This is a genomic window from Streptomyces sp. NBC_00667 (genome assembly GCF_036226825.1).
Taxonomy (GTDB): Bacteria; Actinomycetota; Actinomycetes; order Streptomycetales; family Streptomycetaceae; genus Streptomyces.
Genome location: NZ_CP109022.1, coordinates 6158987 through 6177271, shown reverse-complemented (window position 1 = coordinate 6177271; position 18285 = coordinate 6158987). Strand labels below are relative to the sequence as shown.

Sequence of the window (18285 nt, the reverse complement as noted above, 5' to 3'; positions counted from 1 at the left end):
AGCGGCACTTCATTGGTCCAGACCTTACCCGCGCGGGGAGCCGCGCTGTCAACGGGAGGCGGACGCCGGCGCCCCGATCGGGGCCGCTAAGGTCGCGGATGATCCGACTTCCGGATAAGAGTTGCCGGATAAGTGTTATCGGGGCCCCTCTCGACGGTCTCCCAGTCGTTGGGCATCATCGACCGCCGGTACGGACAGGGAAACTTCACATGAGTACACAGCACACGGCAGCGCTGGTGGCAGCGGCCCGCGCGGGCGATCCCCGCGCGCAGGACGAGCTCGTCGGTGCCTGTCTGCCGCTCGTCTACAACATCGTCGGGCGGGCCCTGAACGGGTCCTGCGACGTCGACGACGTGGTGCAGGACACCATGCTGCGGGCGCTCGACGGGCTGGCCGGGCTGCGTGCCGACGACAGCTTCCGGTCCTGGCTGGTGGCGATCACGATGAACCGGATACGGGCGCACTGGCAGGACCGCAGCACCGGTGCGACCGGCCTGGAGGCGGCCGCGGACGTGGCCGACCCGGGGGCCGACTTCGCGGACCTGACGGTCGTGCGCCTCAACCTGGCCGGTCAGCGCCGCGAGACGGCCCGCGCCGCGCGCTGGCTGGAGCCCGACGACCGGGCGCTGCTGTCGCTGTGGTGGCTGGAGTGCGCCGGTGAGCTGACCCGCGCCGAGGTCGCTGCGGCCCTGGAACTCTCGCCGCAGCACACGGCGGTACGGGTGCAGCGGATGAAGGCCCAGCTGGAAGCCGCGCGGGTGGTGGAGCGGGCGCTGGAGGCGCAGCCGCCGTGCGAGGCGCTGCGGTCGGTGGCGGCGAACTGGGACGGACAGCCGTCGGCGCTGTGGCGCAAGCGGATGGCCCGGCACGCCCGCGAGTGCGTGCGGTGCTCGGGGCTGTGGAGCGGACTGGTCCCGGCGGAGGGGCTGCTGGCCGGGCTGGCGCTGGTGCCGGTCGGGGCGGCGCTGCTGGCGGGCGTGCGGTCGGCCGTCGCGGGCGCCGGTCTCGCCCCGGCGACCGCGGCGTTCGCGGTACCGGGGGCCGGCGCGGTGCCCGGCGGCGCGATACCGGGGCCGGGCGTGATACCCGGCGGCGCGATACCGGGCGCCGGCGCGGGCAAGGGCTTTGCCACGAGCGCCGGAGCCGGTACCGGCGCCGGTCCCGACGGGGCCTTCGCGGACGCCGTCACGCAGCTCGCGCCCGTGGTGCCGGGTCCCGGCCGGGCGGCCCGGCGCCGGTCGGGCGACGCGGGCGACGCGGGCGCCGACCCGGCGGGCGGCCGCGGGGCGCAGCGCAGACGGCGCCGGCACCGCCGCCGGGTCGTCGCCGGAGCGGTGGTCGCCGCCTGCGTGGCGGGCGGCGGTCTGGCCTACCTCGGCACCCTGCCCGGTTCGGGCTCCGACCGGGCCGACGGCACAGCGCCCGCCTCCCCGCTGGCCGCGCTGTCGGCGACCGGTGCGGGGGCCGCGTCCCCCTCGGCCGCCGGCTCCGCCTCGCCCTCGGGCTCCCCGTCCGCGTCGGTCTCCCCCTCGGCCTCCGCTTCGCCGTCCCCGTCGGCGAGTTCGAGCGCCGCCCCGACGCCGTCGCGGACCCGGACCACCCCGCCCGCGACTCGTGAGGCCGCCCCCGCCCCGGCGCCCGCCGCGCCGAGCGGGACCGCCGCCCAGGTGGTCGCCCTGGTCAACAAGGAGCGGGCGGCGGCCGGATGCGGCCCCCTCAAGGAGGACGCGCAGCTGCGCAACGCCGCCCAGGGGCACTCGGACGACATGGCGCGGCGGGCCTACTTCTCGCACACCGACCCCGATGGTGGCGACCCGGGCACGCGGACGACCGCAGCCGGGTACCGCTGGTCGACGTACGGGGAGAACATCGCGATGGGTCAGCAGACACCGGAGTCGGTGATGAACTCGTGGATGAACAGCCCGGGCCACCGGGCGAACATCCTCAACTGCTCCTTCAAGGACATCGGCGTGGGAGTCCACCAGGGCCCCGGCGGCCCCTGGTGGACGCAGAACTTCGGCGCCCGCATGTGACCGGCCGCGTGTGACCGGCCACGTGTGACCGCCCGCATGTGACACGGGGGCTTTGCCACCCACCTCCCCCTTCTGACTCAAAATCCGGGCAAGATAGGAGCTGGAGCCAAAGCAGCAGATCACAGTGGGCAGGGTGAGGTACGTGGCAAGGCAGGAACTCCGCCCGCACCAGCGCGAGGCCGTGGACGCCGTCGTGCGCGCCCTCGACCTGCCCCCGACCGGCCGGGTGCCCGAGAGGGGCCTGCGCACCCAGGTGATCATGGCCACGGGTTCCGGCAAGTCCCTCGTCGCCGTGCGCTCCGCCGAGGAACTGCGGGCGGGCCGGGTCCTGGTGCTGGTGCCCTCGCTCGACCTGCTCGCGCAGACGACGGCGGTCTGGCGGGAGGGCGGCCGGACCGGCCGGGCGCTGGCCGTGTGTTCGATGCGGCCCGAGGACGCGGGGGTGCCCACCACCACCGACGCGGGGGTGCTGGCGCGCTGGGGCGCGGCCCCCGCGCAGCGGCTGACGGTGTACGCCACGTACGCCTCCCTGGGCCTGGGCACCATCGAGGGCGCGCACCGGGCCGGGCTGCCGGGCTGGGACCTGATCGTGGTCGACGAGGCGCACCGCACGTCCGGGCGGATCGGCAAGCCGTGGGCGGTGGTGCACGACAACGCCCGGATCCCGTCCGTCCGGCGCCTGTACATGACGGCGACCCCTCGGGTGTGGCGCGACGGCGAGCCGCCCGAGGAGCCCCTGGCCGCGGAACGGGCCGGGATCCCGGCGGACCGGGAAGGGCGCGGACGGCGGGAACGCGGCCGCGAAGAGCGCGGACGGGGCGATCTCGTCGCCTCGATGGAGGACGACCCGGACGGCCCGTTCGGGGCGCGCTGCTACACCCTCACGCTGTCCGAGGCCGTCGACCGGGGGATCTGCGCGCCGTACCGGGTGGTGTGCGTGGACGTGTCCGACCCCGACTTCCAGTCGGCGGTCCTGATCGGCCCCGAAGGACGTTCGGACGCGGTGCGCGGGGCCCGGCTCGCGGCGCTCCAGGCGGCGCTGGTGAAGGCGGCCGCGGACCAGGGGTTCCGGCGGACGCTGGTCTTCCACCACCTGACCAAGGAGGCGGAGGCCTTCGCGGCGGGGATCCCGGCGGTCGCGGCCAGGCTGCGGCAGGCGAGCCGTACCCCGCGGCCGGAGTATCCGCGTACCGTCTGGGCGGACTGGCTGTGCGGGCAGCACACCGCTGCGCACCGGAGGCAGGTCCTGGAGGCGTTCGCCGGCGGCGTCGCCGACAAGGCGTTCCTCGGCAGCGTCCGGGTCCTGGGTGAGGGCGTCGACACCAAGGAGTGCGATTCCGTCTTCTGGGCCGACGTGCGGGGTTCCATGCCGGACCTGGTGCAGGCCGTGGGCCGGGCGCTACGGATCCGGCCGGGCGAGGGGAAGGTGGCCTCGCTGGTGGTGCCGGTGCTGCTGGGCCCGGGCGAGACACCGGAGACGATGCTGACGTCCCGGGCGTACGGGGACCTCGCGCGGCTCCTGGAGGCGCTGCGGGCGCACGACACCCGGCTCGTCGAGGCGCTGGCCCAGCCCCAGGCGCCGGGCGCCAAGACCGGCTCGCAGGCCCACCGGCCGGGCGCGGAAGCCCTGCTGAGCTTCTCCACCCCCCGGGACCCGGCCCTGCTGGCGGCGTTCATCCGGCTGCGGGTGCTGAACCCGGAGCACGAGCAGTGGCGGCGCGGGGTGGAGGCCGCGCGGACGTACGCGGCCGTGCACGGGGACTTGAGGGTGCCGTTCGCCTACAAGGTGCCGGCGGGCGACCCCGGGTGGCCCGCCGGGCTGGCCCGGTTCCCGCTCGGGCAGTGGATCGCGGACGTGCGGCGCACCTGCCGGCGCGGCGCCCTGAGCCGGGAGCGGACGGCGCAGCTGGACGGGCTCGGGATGGTGTGGAGCCATTTCGACGTGGCCTTCGAGGAGGGCCTGGCGGCGGCCCGCGCCTGGGCGGCGGAGCACGGGCACCTGCTGCCGCCCGTCGACGCCACCTGGAGGGGTTTCCCGGTGGGGGTGTGGGTCAAGAACAACCGGGCGGCGGCCCGCAGGGAGGGTCCGGGGGCGCTGTCCCAGGAGCGGCGGGAGGCGCTGGAGGAGCTCGACGCGTCGTGGTGCCCGGCCTGGGACATCTCCTGGCAGCGCGCCTTCCACCTGACGCGGGTCCACCTCGACGCGGGCGGCGGGTTGCCGCTCGGCCGGGGCGAGGTGGTGGCGCAGGGTGAGGACCTGGGCCTGTGGGTGCGTGGTCAGCGGTTGTCGTGGGACCGGCTGTCCTGGGCCCAGCGCTGGCTGCTGGAACACACCCTGGGGGTGACTCCGGCGAGCGAGGCGGAGCGGCCCCGGCAGCGGCTGAGCCACGCCGCCGCCTGGGCGGCGCACCTGGCGGCCGCCCGGCAGTTCCGCACCCGGGAGCGGCACCTGCGGGTGCCGCGCACGCACGTGGAGCGGGTGGACGGGCGCGAGGTCCGCCTCGGCTCCTGGATCGCCAACCAGCGCGCCCGGGCCGCCTCCCTCAGCCCGGAGCGGGTGGCGGACCTGACGGCGCTGGACATGGTCTGGTCGGCGCCCGCGTCGTGAACGGACGGTCCGGAGCCGCGGCTCAGTGGTGGAACCCGGACCGGGGCGGGCCCGCCGGGATCGCCTGCGAAGTTGCCCGCAGCTTCTCCACCGACCGTCCGATGTCGGCGACCAGCAGGGCGATCTGGTCGCGGGTCACCCCGTGGCGGATCAGGACCCGCTGGATGACCGTGTCACCGCGGTCGGCGGGCAGCGGGTACGAGGGCACCTGCCAGCCGCGGGCGCGCAGCCGCTCGGAGAGGTCGTAGAGGCTGAAACCGGCGCCCTCGGGGTCGGTCAGCTCGTAGGAGACGGCGGGCAGCGCGCCCTGGCCGTCGTAGAGCAGGGTGAAGGGCCCGAGTGCGTCGATCTCCCGGGCCAGGTACTGGGCGGTGTCGGCGCAGGCCTGGTGGACGCGGCGGTAGCCGCCGCGGCCCAGGCGCAGGAAGAGGTAGTACTGGGCGATGACCTCGCCGCCCGGGCGCGAGAAGTTGAGGGCGAAGGTGGGCATGTCACCGCCCAGGTAGTCCACGTCGAAGACGAGTTCGTCGGGGAGCAGGTCCGCGGTGCGCCACACGATCCAGCCGACGCCGAGGGGCGCGAGCCCGTACTTGTGCCCGGAGGCGTTGACGGATGCGACGCGCGGGAGCGTGAAGTCCCACACGACGTCGGGGTGGAGGAAGGGCGCGACGAAGCCGCCGCTGGCCGCGTCCACGTGGATCGGTACGTCCCAGCCGTGCTCGGCCTGGATGCGGTCGAGTGCGGCGGCGATCTCGGCGACGGGCTCGTAGACGCAGGTGTAGGTGACGCCGAGGATCGCGACGACGCCGATGGTGTTCTCGTCCACGTACGCGGCGACCTGGTGGGGGCGCAGGCCGGTCGCGCCGGGCTCCAGGGGAACCTGGCGCAGTTCCACGTCGAAGTAGCGGGCGAACTTCTCCCAGCAGACCTGTACCGGTCCGCAGACGAGGTTGGGCCGGTCGGCGGGCAGTCCCTCGGCCTGCCTGCGGGTGCGCCAGCGCCATTTGAGGGCGAGGCCGCCGAGCATCGCGGCCTCGCTGGAGCCGGTGGTGGAGCAGCCGGTGGCGGCGCCGCCGGTGGGCGCGTTCCACAGGTCGGCCAGGATGCTGACGCAGCGGGCCTCGATCTCCGCGGTCTGCGGGTACTCGTCCTTGTCGATCATGTTCTTGTCGAGGCACTGGTTCATCAGGCGGTGCACGCCGTCGTCGGACCAGGTGGTGCAGAACGTGGCCAGGTTCTGGGCGGCGTTGCCGTCGAGGAGGAGTTCGTTGCGCAGCAGTTCGTAGACCACCTCGGTGGGCGAGTGGTCTTCCGGCATCCGGTGTTTGGGGAGGACCTGGCCGCTGAGGGCGGACGCGAACACGTCCGTCTCGGCGTCGTCGGCGTGTGCGTCCTTCATCTCATGAAGAGCCATATCGGGACTATAGGTGATGAAAGAACGCAATCCGGTCTGAGCGGATGTCATATCTTCCGGCCGAGTCGCCGATGTGACCCCGTTCATGCGGGGGCAATACGGCCGCAATAATTACCGGCGAGTAGGCTTTCGGTAGCAGATCTTCCCGTGGAAGCCCCTCCCGTCCGCCGGAACGAAAAGATCGCGCGATTCGTTCTATGTACAACTTGTCGGCCGATGTCCGGATAGCGGTCAACTGCCCCGGCACTGCTGGTACTTCTTCGTCCATGAACAAGATCACCCGCCGGCAGGCCCTCGGCACTACAGCCGGCGCACTCACCTTCCTCGGTCTGGCCGGCGCCACCGCGTACGCCGCCGGCACCGACTCCCGCGCCGCGATATCGGCCGGCAACGCCGGAAGTACCGCAAACGTCGACGAGGTCTACCAGGGCCGCCGCATCCAGATCACCCCCGCGGCCGGGGGCTCCCACCACGGCGGTCACCACGCGGCCGGTCTGCCCACCGTACGGATAGACGGCCGCGAACTGCACGTGATGCAGAACGCCGACGGCACCTGGATCAGCGTCGTCAACCACTACGAGACGTTCTCCGACCCGCTCTCGCTCGCCCGCGCCGCGGTGCGCGAACTCCAGGGCGCCGCCCTCGTCCCGATGGGTGACATGTGATGACCGTCCGCAAGAACCAGGCCGCGCTCACCGCCGAGGAGAAGCGCGCCTTCACCAACGCGCTGCTCGAACTCAAGCGCACCGGCCGCTACGACCGCTTCGTCACCACCCACAACGGCTTCATCATGGGCGACACCGATGCGGGCGACCGCGTCGGCCACCGCTCCCCCTCCTTCCTCCCGTGGCACCGCCGCTTCCTGCTCGAATTCGAGGCGGCCCTGCAAGCGGTCGACAAAAGCGTTTCGCTCCCTTACTGGGACTGGACCACGGACCGCACGCCCCGCGCCTCCCTCTGGGCGGCCGACTTCCTCGGCGGCACCGGACGCGCCCGCGACGGGCAGGTCACGGACGGGCCGTTCGCCTACGCGGCGGGCAAGTGGGAGGTGAACGTACGGGTCGACGGACGCGCCTACCTGCGGCGGGCCCTCGGCGAGGGCGTCGCCCAGCTGCCGACCAAGGCCGAGGTGGAGGCCGTCCTCGCCATGCCGGTCTACGACGCGGCCCCCTGGAACAGCTCCTCGAACGGTTTCCGCAACAACCTGGAGGGCTGGCGCGGCGCCAACCTGCACAACCGGGTGCACGTGTGGGTCGGCGGCCAGATGGCCACCGGTGTGTCCCCCAACGACCCGGTGTTCTGGCTGCACCACGCCTACATCGACAAGCTGTGGGCCGAGTGGCAGGCCCGCCACCCGCAGTCCCCGTACCTGCCGGCCGCCGGCACGCCGAACGTCGTGGACCTGAACGACACCATGCGGCCCTGGAACAACGTCACGCCGGCCGACATGCTCGACCACCGCAAGTTCTACACCTTCGACGCCGAGCCGGCCGCCGCCAGCCAGCGGTAGTGCAGTTCGGGCCGGCCGACCTGACCGTACCGGGGGGTACGGTCCGCGCGGCCGGTGTCGACCAGGTGTTCCAGGTAGCGGCGGGCGGTGATCCGCGAGATCCCGGCCGCCCCGGCCGCCCCCGCTGCGGTCAGCCCGTCCGGGGCCGACCGCAGCAGCGCCGCGACCCGGTCCAGGGTCGGGGCGCTCAGGCCTTTGGGGAGTTCGGCGGGGGCCGGGGCGCGCAGCGCGGCGAGCGCCCGGTCGACGTCCCCCTGGCCGGCCGCCTCCCCCGCCGTGGCACGGAAGGCGGCGTAACGCAACAGCCGCTCGCGCAGGGTGGGGAAGGCGAAGGGTTTCAATACGTACTGGACCACGCCCAGCGAGACGCTCTCGCGGACGACGGCCAGGTCCCGCGCGGAGGTCACCGCGATCACGTCGACGGGATGCCCGGCGGCCCGCAGGCCGCGCGCGAAGCGCAGCCCGTTGCCGTCGGGCAGGGTGAGGTCGAGCAGCAGCAGGTCGACGGGACCGCGTTCCAGGACGCGGGTGGCCTCGGCCAGCGAGTGGGCGACGCCGACGGCGGTGAAACCGGGCACCCGGCCGACGTACAGCGCGTGCGCGTCGGCCACCACCGGGTCGTCCTCGACGACCAGCACCCGCACTTCCCCGGCCGCGCTCACGGCCGGGCCCCGTCCACGCCGCGCGGCAGCGTCCCGGTTGCCCCCCGCGGCAGCGTCCCGGCGTCACCCCGCGGCGGCACAGCGGCGTCATCCCGCGGCAACGCGGCGGCGGCGCCCAGCGGCAGCGTCACGGTGAACACCGCTCCGCCCTGCGGCCCCTGTGCGGCCTCCGCTGCTCCTCCGTGGCGGTGCGCGACCTGGCGGACCAGGGCGAGGCCGAGCCCGCGCCCGTCGCCCTTGCCGGACCAGCCGCGCCGGAAGACGTCCACCGCCGGCCCCTCCGGCAGCCCGGGACCGTTGTCGGCGACGCGGATCAGCAGCGTCCGGCCGTCGGAGCGGACGGTGACCTGCACGCGCGCGCCCGGAACCCCGGTGAGGGCGTCGACGGCGTTGTCGAGGAGGTTGCCGAGCACCGTCACGAGGTCCCGCGCGGGCGGGCTCCCGGGGTCGCCGCCCGCGCCGCTGCTGTCGGGGGTGACGACCAGCTCGACGCCGCGCTCGTGCGCCTGCGCGGCCTTCCCGAGCAGCAGCGCCACCAGCACCGGCTCCCCGACCGCGGTGACCACCTCGTCGGTCAGGGCCTGCGCCAGTTCCAGTTCGGCCGTGGCGAATTCCACCGCCTCGTCCACCCGGCCGAGTCCGATCAGGGAGACCACCGTGTGCAGGCGGTTGGCCGCCTCGTGGGCCTGGGAGCGCAGCGCCTGGGTGAAACCCCGCTCGTTGTCCAACTCCCCCGCGAGGGCCTGGAGTTCGGTGTGGTCGCGCAGGGTGACCACCGTACCGCGGCGGCCGCCGCCCGCCACGGGGGAGCTGTTGACCACGAGTACCCGGTCGGCCGTCAGGTGGAGCTCGTCGACCCGGGGCCGGTCGGCGAGCAGGGCCCCGGTCAGCGGTGCGGGCAGCCCGAGCTCGGCCGCGCCGGTGCCCCGCACTTCCCCCGCGAGACCCAGCAGCTCCCGCCCGGCGTCGTTGATCAGGGTGATCCTGCGCCGGCCGTCCAGCATCAGCAGGCCCTCGCGGACGCCGTGCAGGGCCGCCTGGTGGTAGTCGTACATCCGGCTGAGCTCGGCGGCGTTCATGCCGTGGGTGTGCCGGCGCAGCCGGGCGTTGACCACGTACGTACCGGCGCCGCCGAGCGCGAGGGCGGCGGCCGCGACCCAGGCGAGCGCCGTGAGCTGCTGCGCGAGGCGGGCGCTGATCGCGCGGATGGTGATGCCCGCGCTGACCATGCCGACGACCCGGCCGCCGTCCAGCAGCGGGGTGACCACCCTTATGGACGGGCCGAGGGTGCCGGTGTAGGTCTCGCTGAAGGTCTCACCGCGCAGCGCGGGGGCGGTGTTGCCCAGGAAGGGTTCGCCGATGCGCCGCGGGTCGGGGTGGGTCCAGCGCCGCCCGCCCGGCGCCATGATCGTCACGAAGTCCACGCCCGAGTCGGCGCGGACCCGCTGGGCGTAGGGCTGGAGGGCGGCCGAGGGGTCGCTCCCGCGCCCCGCGCCCCGTACCGCCTCGCGGACGGAGGGCGAGTCCGCGACGGCCCTGGCCACGGCCCCGGCCTGGCGCCGGGCGGCGTCCTCGGCCTGCCCGCGCGCGCTCGCGTAGGCGAAGACCGCGCACCCCGCGACGACGACGGCGACCAGCAGCACCTGCATGGCGAAGAGCTGCCCGGCGAGGCTGCGGGGTGGTCGGGGGAGGCGGAACATGCCGTTCAGTGTGCACCGGGCCGTGAACTCAATGAACGCAAGGGTGACCGGGGTCACAGGGTGGGCGATGGTCTCCCGGAACGCATTCACCACCAGGAGGCATCGTGGCCGCCAGGCGCGACAGGACCCACTATCTCTACATCGCGGTGATCGCCGCGGTGCTGCTCGGCGTCGCCGTCGGCTTCGCCGCGCCCGGCGTGGCCGTCGAACTCAAGCCGCTGGGCACGGGCTTCGTGAACCTCATCAAGATGATGATCTCGCCCGTGATCTTCTGCACGATCGTGCTGGGCATCGGCTCGGTGCGCAAGGCCGCGAAGGTGGGCGCGGTCGGTGGACTGGCCCTCGGCTACTTCATGGTGATGTCCACGGTGGCGCTGGCCATCGGACTGCTGGTGGGCAACCTGCTGGAGCCCGGCAGCGGGCTGCACCTGACGGAGGCGGCACGGCACGCCGGTGAGGCGCAGGCCAAGGCGGGCGGCGCGCAGAGCACGCCGGAGTTCCTGCTGGGGATCATCCCGACGACGCTGGTCTCCGCCTTCACCGGCGGTCAGGTGCTCCAGACCCTGCTGGTGGCGCTGCTCTGCGGCTTCGCGCTCCAGGCGATGGGAACGGCGGGCGAACCGCTGCTGCGCGGGATCGGCCACCTGCAGAAGCTGGTGTTCCGGGTGCTCGCGATGATCATGTGGGCGGCTCCCGTGGGCGCCTTCGGCGCGATCGCGGCGGTGGTCGGCGCGACGGGTGTCGACGCGCTGAAATCGCTGGCCGTCATCATGATCGGCTTCTACGTCACCTGTGTGCTGTTCGTGTTCGTGGTGCTCGGGACACTGCTGCGGCTGTGTACGGGGATCAGCGCGTTCGCCCTGCTGCGCTACCTGGGGCGGGAGTTCCTGCTGATCCTGTCCACCTCCTCGTCGGAGTCGGCGCTGCCGCGGCTGATCGCGAAGATGGAACACGTCGGCGTCTCGCGTCCGGTGGTCGGCATCACCGTGCCGACGGGCTACTCCTTCAACCTGGACGGGACCGCGATCTACCTGACGATGTCCTCGCTGTACGTGGCCGAGGCGATGGACAAGCCCCTCGCGCTGGGTGAGCAGATCTCGCTGCTGCTCTTCATGATCGTGGCTTCGAAGGGCGCGGCCGGAGTGACCGGAGCGGGCCTCGCCACACTGGCCGGCGGCCTGCAGTCCCACCGGCCGGAACTGGTCGACGGAGTGGGCCTGATCGTGGGTATCGACCGCTTCATGAGCGAGGCGCGGGCGATGACGAACTTCGCGGGCAACGCGATCGCGACGGTCCTCATCGGGACGTGGACCAAGGAGTTCGACCGCGCCCGGGCCGCCGAAGTCCTGTCCGGGCGCCTCCCGTTCGATGAGAACGCGCCGACCGGGGACGGGCACGCGCCCCTGCTGCCGGGCGAACCGCCCGCGCCCGTGCCCGCGCCCGTCCGGACGGGAGCCGGCAAGGACGGGGTACCGGCCGCCTGAGACCGGGACCGGCCGGGCGGGGTTCGCCCCCACGGTGCCCGGCCCGGCCGGCTTCCCTCACCCTCACCCTCACCCTCATCCGAACCTTCCCGACCGTCGATTTTCAGCCATGCCCCTCGGAACGTCCCTGAACTGAAAGGTACTTCCGTACAGGGCCACGTGTCTGACATCTTGCGTCCACCACTCGTTTCGCACGGCCCGACGGTGCCACCAGCACCGCCGGGCCGTCTTCGGAGGACGCATTGATACCCCACATATCCAGCCGACCTCGACGGACGCTGGTGCTCGCGGCCGCCCTCGGCGCCGCCCTCGCGTTCGGCGCACCCGGCGCCCTCGCGGGCACTCTCCCCGTCGCCCCCTCCACCGCGCCGGCCGCCAAGGCCCACGCTCCGGCCGCCGCGCCGGCTTCCCAGAGTGCGACCTGGGTTGCCGGCACGCGCGCCTACCTCGTCATCACCGCTCCCGGTGACAGCACGGCGGTCCGCTCGGCCATCACGGCCAACGGCGGCACCGTCTTCTCCAGCTTCGACGCCATCGGCGTGATCGTGGCCCACTCCGCGTCCAGCGGCTTCGCCGCGACCATGCGCGGCGTCGCCGGCGTCCAGCAGGTCGGCGCCACCCGCACCTCGGACGTCCCGGCAGACGCCTACAACCCGGCGCTGCCCGCCAACCCGGCCCAGGCGTCGACCCCGGCCGGCGAGCCGGTCCGGGCCGACATGAGCCAGATCAAGGCGGACCAGGCCTGGGCCGTCAACCCCGGCTCCGCGTCGGTCAAGGTCGGCATCCTGGACACCGGTATGGACGACCAGCACCAGGACCTCGCGCCCAACTTCAACGCGGCCGACTCCGTCTCCTGCGCCTACGGCAAGCCCGACACGCGTGCGGGTGCGTGGCGGGACGTGGACACCCACGGCACCCACGTGGCGGGCACCATCGCCGCGGCCAAGAACGGCAAGGGCGTCGTCGGCGTGGCCCCCGGTGTGAAGATCTCCGCGGTCCGCGTCGCCGAGCCGGGCAACGCGTTCTTCTTCGCCGAGAACACCATCTGCGGTTTCGTCTGGGCCGGTGACCACGGCTTCAAGGTCACCAACAACAGCTATTACACGGACCCGTGGCAGTTCAACTGCCCGGACAACGCCGATCAGGCCGCCATCATCGAGGGCGTCAAGCGCGCCCAGGAGTACGCCGAGGGCAAGGGCTCGCTCCAGATCGCCGCGGCGGGCAACGAGGACTACGACCTCGCCCACAAGACGACCGACTCCGCGAGCCCGAACGACTCGACGCCGGTCACCCGCACCATCACCAACGCCTGCCTCGACATCCCGACCGAACTGCCGGGCGTGGTCACGGTCGCGGCCAACGGCACGGGCGTCACCAAGGCCTCGTTCTCCAACTACGGCCAGGGCGTCATCGACGTGGCGGCTCCGGGCAGCAACGTCTACTCCACGGCCCCCGGCGGCGGCTACAGCACCAAGAGCGGCACCTCGATGGCCACCCCGCACGTGGTCGGCGTGGCGGCGCTCATCGCCAGTGCCAACCCGGGCATCACCCCGGCGCAGATCCGCGCCAAGCTGGCCGCCCAGGCCAACGACATCGCCTGCCCCTCGGACAACCGCTGCACGGGCACCACGGCCAACAACTCGTTCTTCGGCGAGGGCCAGGTCGACGCCCTCAAGGCGGTCGGGACCACCCCGCCGCCCGGCAAGTACTTCGAGAACCTCGCGGACTTCGCGATCGCCGACAACGCGACCGTGGAGAGCCCGATCACCGTCTCGGGAGTGACCGGCAACGCGCCGGCCACCCTCAAGGTGGGCGTGGACATCAAGCACACCTACATCGGTGACTTGAAGGTCGACCTGGTGGCTCCGGACGGCTCGGTCTACACCCTGCACAACCGGGCCGGCGGCAGCACCGACAACATCGCCCAGACCTACACCGTGAACGCCTCCTCCGAGGTGGCGAACGGCACCTGGAAGCTGCGCGTCAACGACAACGCCGCCTCCGACACCGGCAAGATCGACGCCTGGAACCTGACCTTCTAGGTCCCCGGCCCCGCGGGCTGTGGGGTGCGGTCCTGCCGCACCCCACAGCCCGCTCCGTCATCTCGTCCGCAGGACGCAGTCCCCGCAGAGGCCGCCGCCGGGCACCCGGTAGTAGAGGCAGCAGCTGCGGCGGACGAAGGCCACGCCGAGGCCCTCCTCGTGGAGGAAGGTGCCCGTCCCGCCGAGCGGGGCGCCGTCAGCGAGCAGGGCCGAGGCCGGCCGCACCGCCGCCCCTCCCGGTATCCGGTCCATCAGTACGCGCAACGCGCCGACCAGGGCCGAGGCGCTGTTCCCGCGCAGTACCAGGGGCGATACCCCGAACCGCTCGCGCAGCTGCGCGTCCAGCACACCGAGGTGGCCGGGCACGATCTCCCCGAGGGACTCGGCGCCCTGTGCGCGGCAACCCGGGTCGGGCAGCCACAGCTCCAGCGAGCCCGCCCCGGGCAGCCGCCACCACACGCGGTCGGGGCCGAGGTCCGGCACGCGCCCGGAGAGCGCCGCGCATCCCAGCCCGAGCGACCACAGCCGCGAGGCGATGCCGAACTGCGCGGTCGAGGCGGCCACCCGGCCCGCCCCGGTGCCGATCCGTCGCCCGATCTCGGCGACATAGGGCCCGAGCCCGTCCCCGTACAGCTCCGCGAGCGGCCGGAAGCCCGCCCCGGGCGGCGTGTCCCCGTACGGCACGCGGAAGAACGGCCCGACGGCGGCCAGGCGCCGCAGCACGTCCTCCATAGCGGTCTCTTCCATCCGGTGATGATCCCAGGCGGCCGCCTCCCGCAGGACTTCACCCTCCTACGACGGCACTCGAGGGCTCGCTCCGCCGGTGAACGGCCCCGGCCCGGCGCACCGCCGGACCCATGGCGTACGACGCGACCGCCAGCACGGCGCCCAGCAGCAGCCACCCCTGGATGCCCCACACCAGGAGCAGCGAGGTCAGCAGCAGCGGCCCCACGGTCCGGGCGACCGGCACACCCGTCCCGAAGAAGCCCTGGTACTGGCCCACCCGCCCGGCGGGGGCGAGCGCGAAGCCGATCTGCCAGGACCCCGCGGACTGGCGCATCTCGGCGTCGACCTGGAGCACGGCGCCCCCCACGAGCAGCAGGGCGGCGGCCCACCCGGCCCCCGGCAGCGCGGAGACGGCGAACACCGCGCAGGAGGCGGCCATCACGAGCCCGGAGCGGCGCACGGCCCGGCCCGCGCTCTCCAGGCCGGTCACCTGCCGGGCCACGCGCACCTGGAACAGCATCACGGCGCCGGTGTTGAGCACGAACAGCGCCGACGCCAGCCAGCCGGGGGCGTGGGTGCGCTCCACGATCCACAGCGGGACCGCCAGGCTCAGCAGCGGCATCCGCAGCAGCAGGACCGCGTTGAGCAGCGTGACCAGGGCGTACGGCCGGTCGCGGAGCACCGCCAACCGCGGCTCCCCGGTCCCCCTCCCCGGTACGGGTGCCACTGCGGGCAAGCGCAGCAGCAGCGCGGCACAGAGCAGGAAGCCGGCCGTGTCCAACGCGAACACCGTGAGGTAGGCGCGCTCGGTGCCGGCGCTCAGGGCGAGCCCGCCGAGGGCCGCGCCCACCGCGAGCCCGGCGTTGAGGACGGCCTGGAGGTGGGCCAGTACCCCGGTCCGCTCCCCCGGCTCGACCACTGCGGCGAGCAGCGCCTGACGGGCGGCTGCGAACCCGCATTGGGCGGTGGCATAGCAGACCACCGCGAGCAGGAACGCCCAGAACGAGCGGATGACGAGGAACGACGCCACCGAGGCGGCGGTGGCCACCGCCAGGAGTACCGAGGTGCCGCGGGGCCCGCGCCGGTCGGCGAGGGCCCCGAGCGGGACGCCGGCGACGGAGCCGATGGCCCAGGCCACGGTCAGGCCGAGGCCGATCCGGCCGGGCGAGAGACCCACCACCTGGTTGAAGTAGAGCGCCGAACACACGTAGTAGGCGCCGTCGCCGACGGAATTGCCCAGCTGGGCGGCGGCCAGGCGGCGCGGCGCTCCGGGTGGGGGCAGGAAGCGTATGGTCACCCGGTCATTGGACCAGCCCACCGGCCCGCCGCCATGGGCCAGTGGGGCAGCATTTCAGCGGGCCACTTGCCGCCCGGACCGGCCGTCCGCGAGGAAGTCCAGCAGCGCCCGGTTGAAGGCCTCCGGCTGCTCCACGCCCGGCAGGTGCCCGGCCCGGTCGATCACGGCGAGCCGGGAGTGGGCGATGAGCGCGTGCAGGGCCCGGGCGTCCGCGACGGGGGTGTAGACGTCGTCCGCGCCGACCAGCACCAGGCAGGGCACGGACTCGGGCAGTGCGGCGAGGGCGGGACGGTAGTCGGGTCGCTCGGCCCGGCCGCGCAGGGCGGCGGCCGCCCCCTCGGGGTCGGTGGCGCACATCATGTTCATGACGGTGGCGGCGGCCTGCGGCATCGCGGCGACGTTGTAGGGCGCCAGCATCTTGTCGATGACCTCGTCGGCGTACGGCTTCATGCCCTCGGCGAGGAGCCGGTCCGCGAGCTCGCGACGGAACGTCTTGCCCTCCTCCGTCTCCGGAACCGGGGACGTGTCGGACAGGACCAGGCCCCGTATCCGACCCGGGTGGCGCAACCAGAGTTCCATCGCGATCTGACCGCCCATGCTCACCCCGCCGACGACCGCCTGTTCGATGTCCAGGTGGTCGAGGAGGGCGACGAGGTCGTCGGCGAACGCGGCGAAGGGAGTGACGCCTGGGCGCGCCGGATTTTCCCCGTATCCCCGCAGGTCAGGGGTGATCACGCGGTAGCCGGCGGCGGTCAGCGCAGTGGCTTGGGGAGCCCACATCGTGCGGTTGAACGGGTGTCCGTGGACCAGGAGCACGGGCTCCGCGCCCCGGCGACCAAGGTCATCGAAAAACATCGTCGCGGCGTTGCCATTTTGGGGGTTCATGGGAGCACTTTAAGGAGCTACATTGAGCCACTCGCGTTCACCTGACAGCCCGTTGCCTTTCACCCGCGTTTTGCGCGGGGGGTGACGTCAGGAGCGCAGACTGTGCAACCACCCCACCGCCCAGAAGGACCGAAGGCTCCGTGCCCGTACCCGTACTCCTCGCCGGCCGCTCCGTGCGGCTGGAGCCCCTCGCCCCCCACCACACCGAGGCCCTGGCCGTGGCCGGTGCCGAGGATCGTACGACTTACGCCTTCACTCCCGTGCCGCACGGGCTGCAGGCGTCCCGCGAGTACATCGACCGCGCGCTGGCCGATCAGGCGGCCGGTCGATCCCTCCCGTTCGCGGTGGTCAGAGCCACCGACGGGCGGGTCGTCGGTTCGACCCGGTTCCTGGAACTCGATTACTGGCAGGGGCCGCTCGTGTGGCCGGCCGTGGTGGGGGTCCCGTTCGGCGATCCGGTGACGGCGGTCCCCGACGCCGCCGAGATCGGCAACACCTGGCTGTCCCCGCAGGCGCAGGGCACCGGCATCAACACCGAGGCCAAGCTGCTCATGCTCCACCACGCCTTCGAGACCTGGGGCGTGCGCCGCGTCTCGCTGCGCGCGGACGCCCGCAACGGCCGTTCGCGGGCCGCGATGGAACGTCTCGGCTTCACCTGCGAAGGCGTGCGCCGGGCCCATTCGCGGGGGCTGGACGGCGCTGTGCGCAGCACGGCCTTCTACTCGATCCTGGACGAGGAGTGGCCGACGGTCCGCTCGATCATCGAGCTCAGGCTGGCGCCCGCCGCGCCGCGCAGGCGGCGGCGCAAGACGCTGGTTCCGGCGTAACGGTCCTTCTCCGGCGGCCCTCGCCCCGGCCTCCCGGCTACCCGCCGAGGAAGGCAGGGGCGAGGGCCGACGTCATGAGCGGGGCCGGGGTGCCCGTGCCGTCGGCGGGCAGCGCGTACAGGTCGGCGCCGAAGTCGCCGGGCAGCGCGTAGACGACGGTCCGGTCGTCCTTCCACACCACTTGGTCGTCCACGCTGCGCTGCTCCGCGAGCGGGGTCTCCTCCATCGTGGCCAGGTCCAGGGCGTAGAGCCGCCACGGCGCGTCGGCGGACAGGCCCGGCACCCGCTTCTTGAACACCAGCCTGGTGCCGTCCGGTGAGAGGGAGGGACATTCCAGGTTCTCGCGGAGCGTGGTCACCGTACGGGCGGTGAGGTCCCCGCGGACCAGGTAGGTCCGGCCGCCGGTGGCGAGCGTCGCGTAGAAGGTCTTCTCGTCGGCGGCGAAGGTGACGCCCCAGAAATTGACGTCGGCGTTCTGGTACGTCCTGCCGTCCTTGACGATGGTGAAGTCCTCCAGCGAGGCGTCGTACCGGCCGGTGCGCAGGTCGAGCAGTGAGGTCCGGGTGGAGAAGTCCGTACCGGCGTACGAGTCCCCGCCGACGAACACCGTCCAGGCGGCGAGGTGCCCGCCGGGCGAGACGCGGGCCCGGGTGGGGATCCCGGCGAGCGGGTGCGAGGAGACCGCTTTGAGGTGGGCGTCCAGCACGACCGCCCGGTACTGCTCCTGGACTCCGCCCTTCTCGGCCTGGAGGCAGATCCCGGTGCCGGCCGCGGAGTGGAAGCGCAGGCAGCTCACGCCGGAGGCGGTGCGGGGTCCGCCGGGCGAGGCGGCCGGGACGGTGACGAGTTCGTCGCGGTGCGGGCCCCACGCCATGTTCCGCAACACGATCCGCGGGCCGCCGTCCGCCGGGGCCAAGGAGACCGCGCCCCGGGTGACTTCGGGGCCTCCCGCCCGGGTCCGGTTCTTCTCGTCTGCCCGCGACGAGGCCCGTACGACGGCGAGCACCCCCACGGCGGCGAGCAGCACGACGGCGGTGACGAGGATCAGGATCCGGCGTGGGAGGGTCATGGGGGCCTTTCGGTCACGCGGGGGATGG

14 protein-coding genes are annotated in these 18285 nt (G+C 73.3%); 7 read left to right on the top strand and 7 right to left on the bottom strand.

All coding sequences use genetic code 11. The features are described 5' to 3' along the window. The first annotated feature begins 209 nt into the window (after positions 1 to 209). Together OHA81_RS28110 and OHA81_RS28105 are read left to right on the top strand one after the other, a co-directional pair. Entirely contained in the window at positions 210 to 2033 is a 1824-nt protein-coding gene (locus tag OHA81_RS28110; RefSeq protein WP_329200451.1) for a sigma-70 family RNA polymerase sigma factor, read from the top strand. A 142-nt stretch (positions 2034 to 2175) separates the two neighbouring features. Next, on the top strand, positions 2176 to 4641 hold the full coding sequence (locus OHA81_RS28105) for a DEAD/DEAH box helicase (RefSeq protein WP_329200449.1): 2466 nt from the start codon (positions 2176 to 2178) through the stop codon (positions 4639 to 4641). A gap of 22 nt (positions 4642 to 4663) precedes the next feature. Here the strand turns inward: OHA81_RS28105 and OHA81_RS28100 are convergent, their stop codons facing one another. Continuing rightward, positions 4664 to 6055 carry a glutamate decarboxylase gene (locus tag OHA81_RS28100; RefSeq protein ID WP_329200447.1) on the bottom strand — a complete coding sequence of 464 codons (1392 nt, stop codon included), beginning with the start codon at positions 6053 to 6055 and terminating at the stop codon, positions 4664 to 4666. 266 nt (positions 6056 to 6321) lie between these two features. Here OHA81_RS28100 and melC1 point away from each other — a divergent pair, with 266 nt between their 5' ends. Both melC1 and melC2 read left to right on the top strand, forming a co-directional pair. Continuing rightward, positions 6322 to 6720: an apotyrosinase chaperone MelC1 gene (gene melC1 / locus OHA81_RS28095; RefSeq protein ID WP_329200445.1), complete on the top strand. Its 399-nt coding sequence runs from the start codon at positions 6322 to 6324 to the stop codon at positions 6718 to 6720. Continuing rightward, entirely contained in the window at positions 6720 to 7565 is an 846-nt protein-coding gene (gene melC2 / locus OHA81_RS28090; protein WP_329200443.1) for a tyrosinase MelC2, read from the top strand. The genes melC1 and melC2 overlap by 1 nt, the downstream gene beginning before the upstream one ends. Here melC2 and OHA81_RS28085 read toward each other — a convergent pair. Continuing rightward, the gene (locus tag OHA81_RS28085; protein ID WP_329200440.1) at positions 7523 to 8227 is read right to left on the bottom strand and encodes a response regulator; all 705 of its coding nucleotides are present in this window, start codon (positions 8225 to 8227) and stop codon (positions 7523 to 7525) included. The two genes, melC2 and OHA81_RS28085, sit on opposite strands and share 43 nt — an antisense overlap. Then, positions 8224 to 9876 carry a sensor histidine kinase gene (locus tag OHA81_RS28080; RefSeq protein ID WP_443056800.1) on the bottom strand — a complete coding sequence of 551 codons (1653 nt, stop codon included), beginning with the start codon at positions 9874 to 9876 and terminating at the stop codon, positions 8224 to 8226. Before OHA81_RS28080 ends, OHA81_RS28085 begins: the two co-directional genes overlap by 4 nt. 155 nt (positions 9877 to 10031) lie before the next feature. Here OHA81_RS28080 and OHA81_RS28075 point away from each other — a divergent pair, with 155 nt between their 5' ends. Then, a complete protein-coding gene (locus OHA81_RS28075; RefSeq protein WP_329200436.1) occupies positions 10032 to 11411 on the top strand; it encodes a cation:dicarboxylate symporter family transporter in 1380 nt (459 codons plus the stop codon). Positions 11412 to 11692: 281 nt separating this feature from the next. After that, positions 11693 to 13453 carry a S8 family peptidase gene (locus OHA81_RS28070; RefSeq protein ID WP_329202576.1) on the top strand — a complete coding sequence of 587 codons (1761 nt, stop codon included), beginning with the start codon at positions 11693 to 11695 and terminating at the stop codon, positions 13451 to 13453. A gap of 57 nt (positions 13454 to 13510) precedes the next feature. On the opposite strand, the gene OHA81_RS28065 is transcribed toward OHA81_RS28070, so the two are convergent. From OHA81_RS28065 to OHA81_RS28055, 3 genes are read right to left on the bottom strand one after another with little or no spacing between them, the layout of a single operon-like run. Then, positions 13511 to 14200: a (2Fe-2S)-binding protein gene (locus OHA81_RS28065; RefSeq protein WP_329200434.1), complete on the bottom strand. Its 690-nt coding sequence runs from the start codon at positions 14198 to 14200 to the stop codon at positions 13511 to 13513. Between the two features lie 37 nt (positions 14201 to 14237). Next, a complete protein-coding gene (locus OHA81_RS28060; protein WP_329200432.1) occupies positions 14238 to 15476 on the bottom strand; it encodes an MFS transporter in 1239 nt (412 codons plus the stop codon). Between the two features lie 54 nt (positions 15477 to 15530). Next, positions 15531 to 16361: an alpha/beta fold hydrolase gene (locus OHA81_RS28055; protein ID WP_329200430.1), complete on the bottom strand. Its 831-nt coding sequence runs from the start codon at positions 16359 to 16361 to the stop codon at positions 15531 to 15533. Between the two features lie 140 nt (positions 16362 to 16501). Between OHA81_RS28055 and OHA81_RS28050 the strand changes: the two genes are divergently transcribed. Continuing rightward, positions 16502 to 17188 (top strand): GNAT family N-acetyltransferase, encoded by a 687-nt coding sequence (locus OHA81_RS28050; protein ID WP_329200428.1) that lies wholly within the window; start codon positions 16502 to 16504, stop codon positions 17186 to 17188. Positions 17189 to 17225: 37 nt separating this feature from the next. On the opposite strand, the gene OHA81_RS28045 is transcribed toward OHA81_RS28050, so the two are convergent. Then, the gene (locus OHA81_RS28045; protein WP_329200426.1) at positions 17226 to 18257 is read right to left on the bottom strand and encodes a TolB family protein; all 1032 of its coding nucleotides are present in this window, start codon (positions 18255 to 18257) and stop codon (positions 17226 to 17228) included. Between the last annotated feature and the right edge of the window lie 28 nt (positions 18258 to 18285).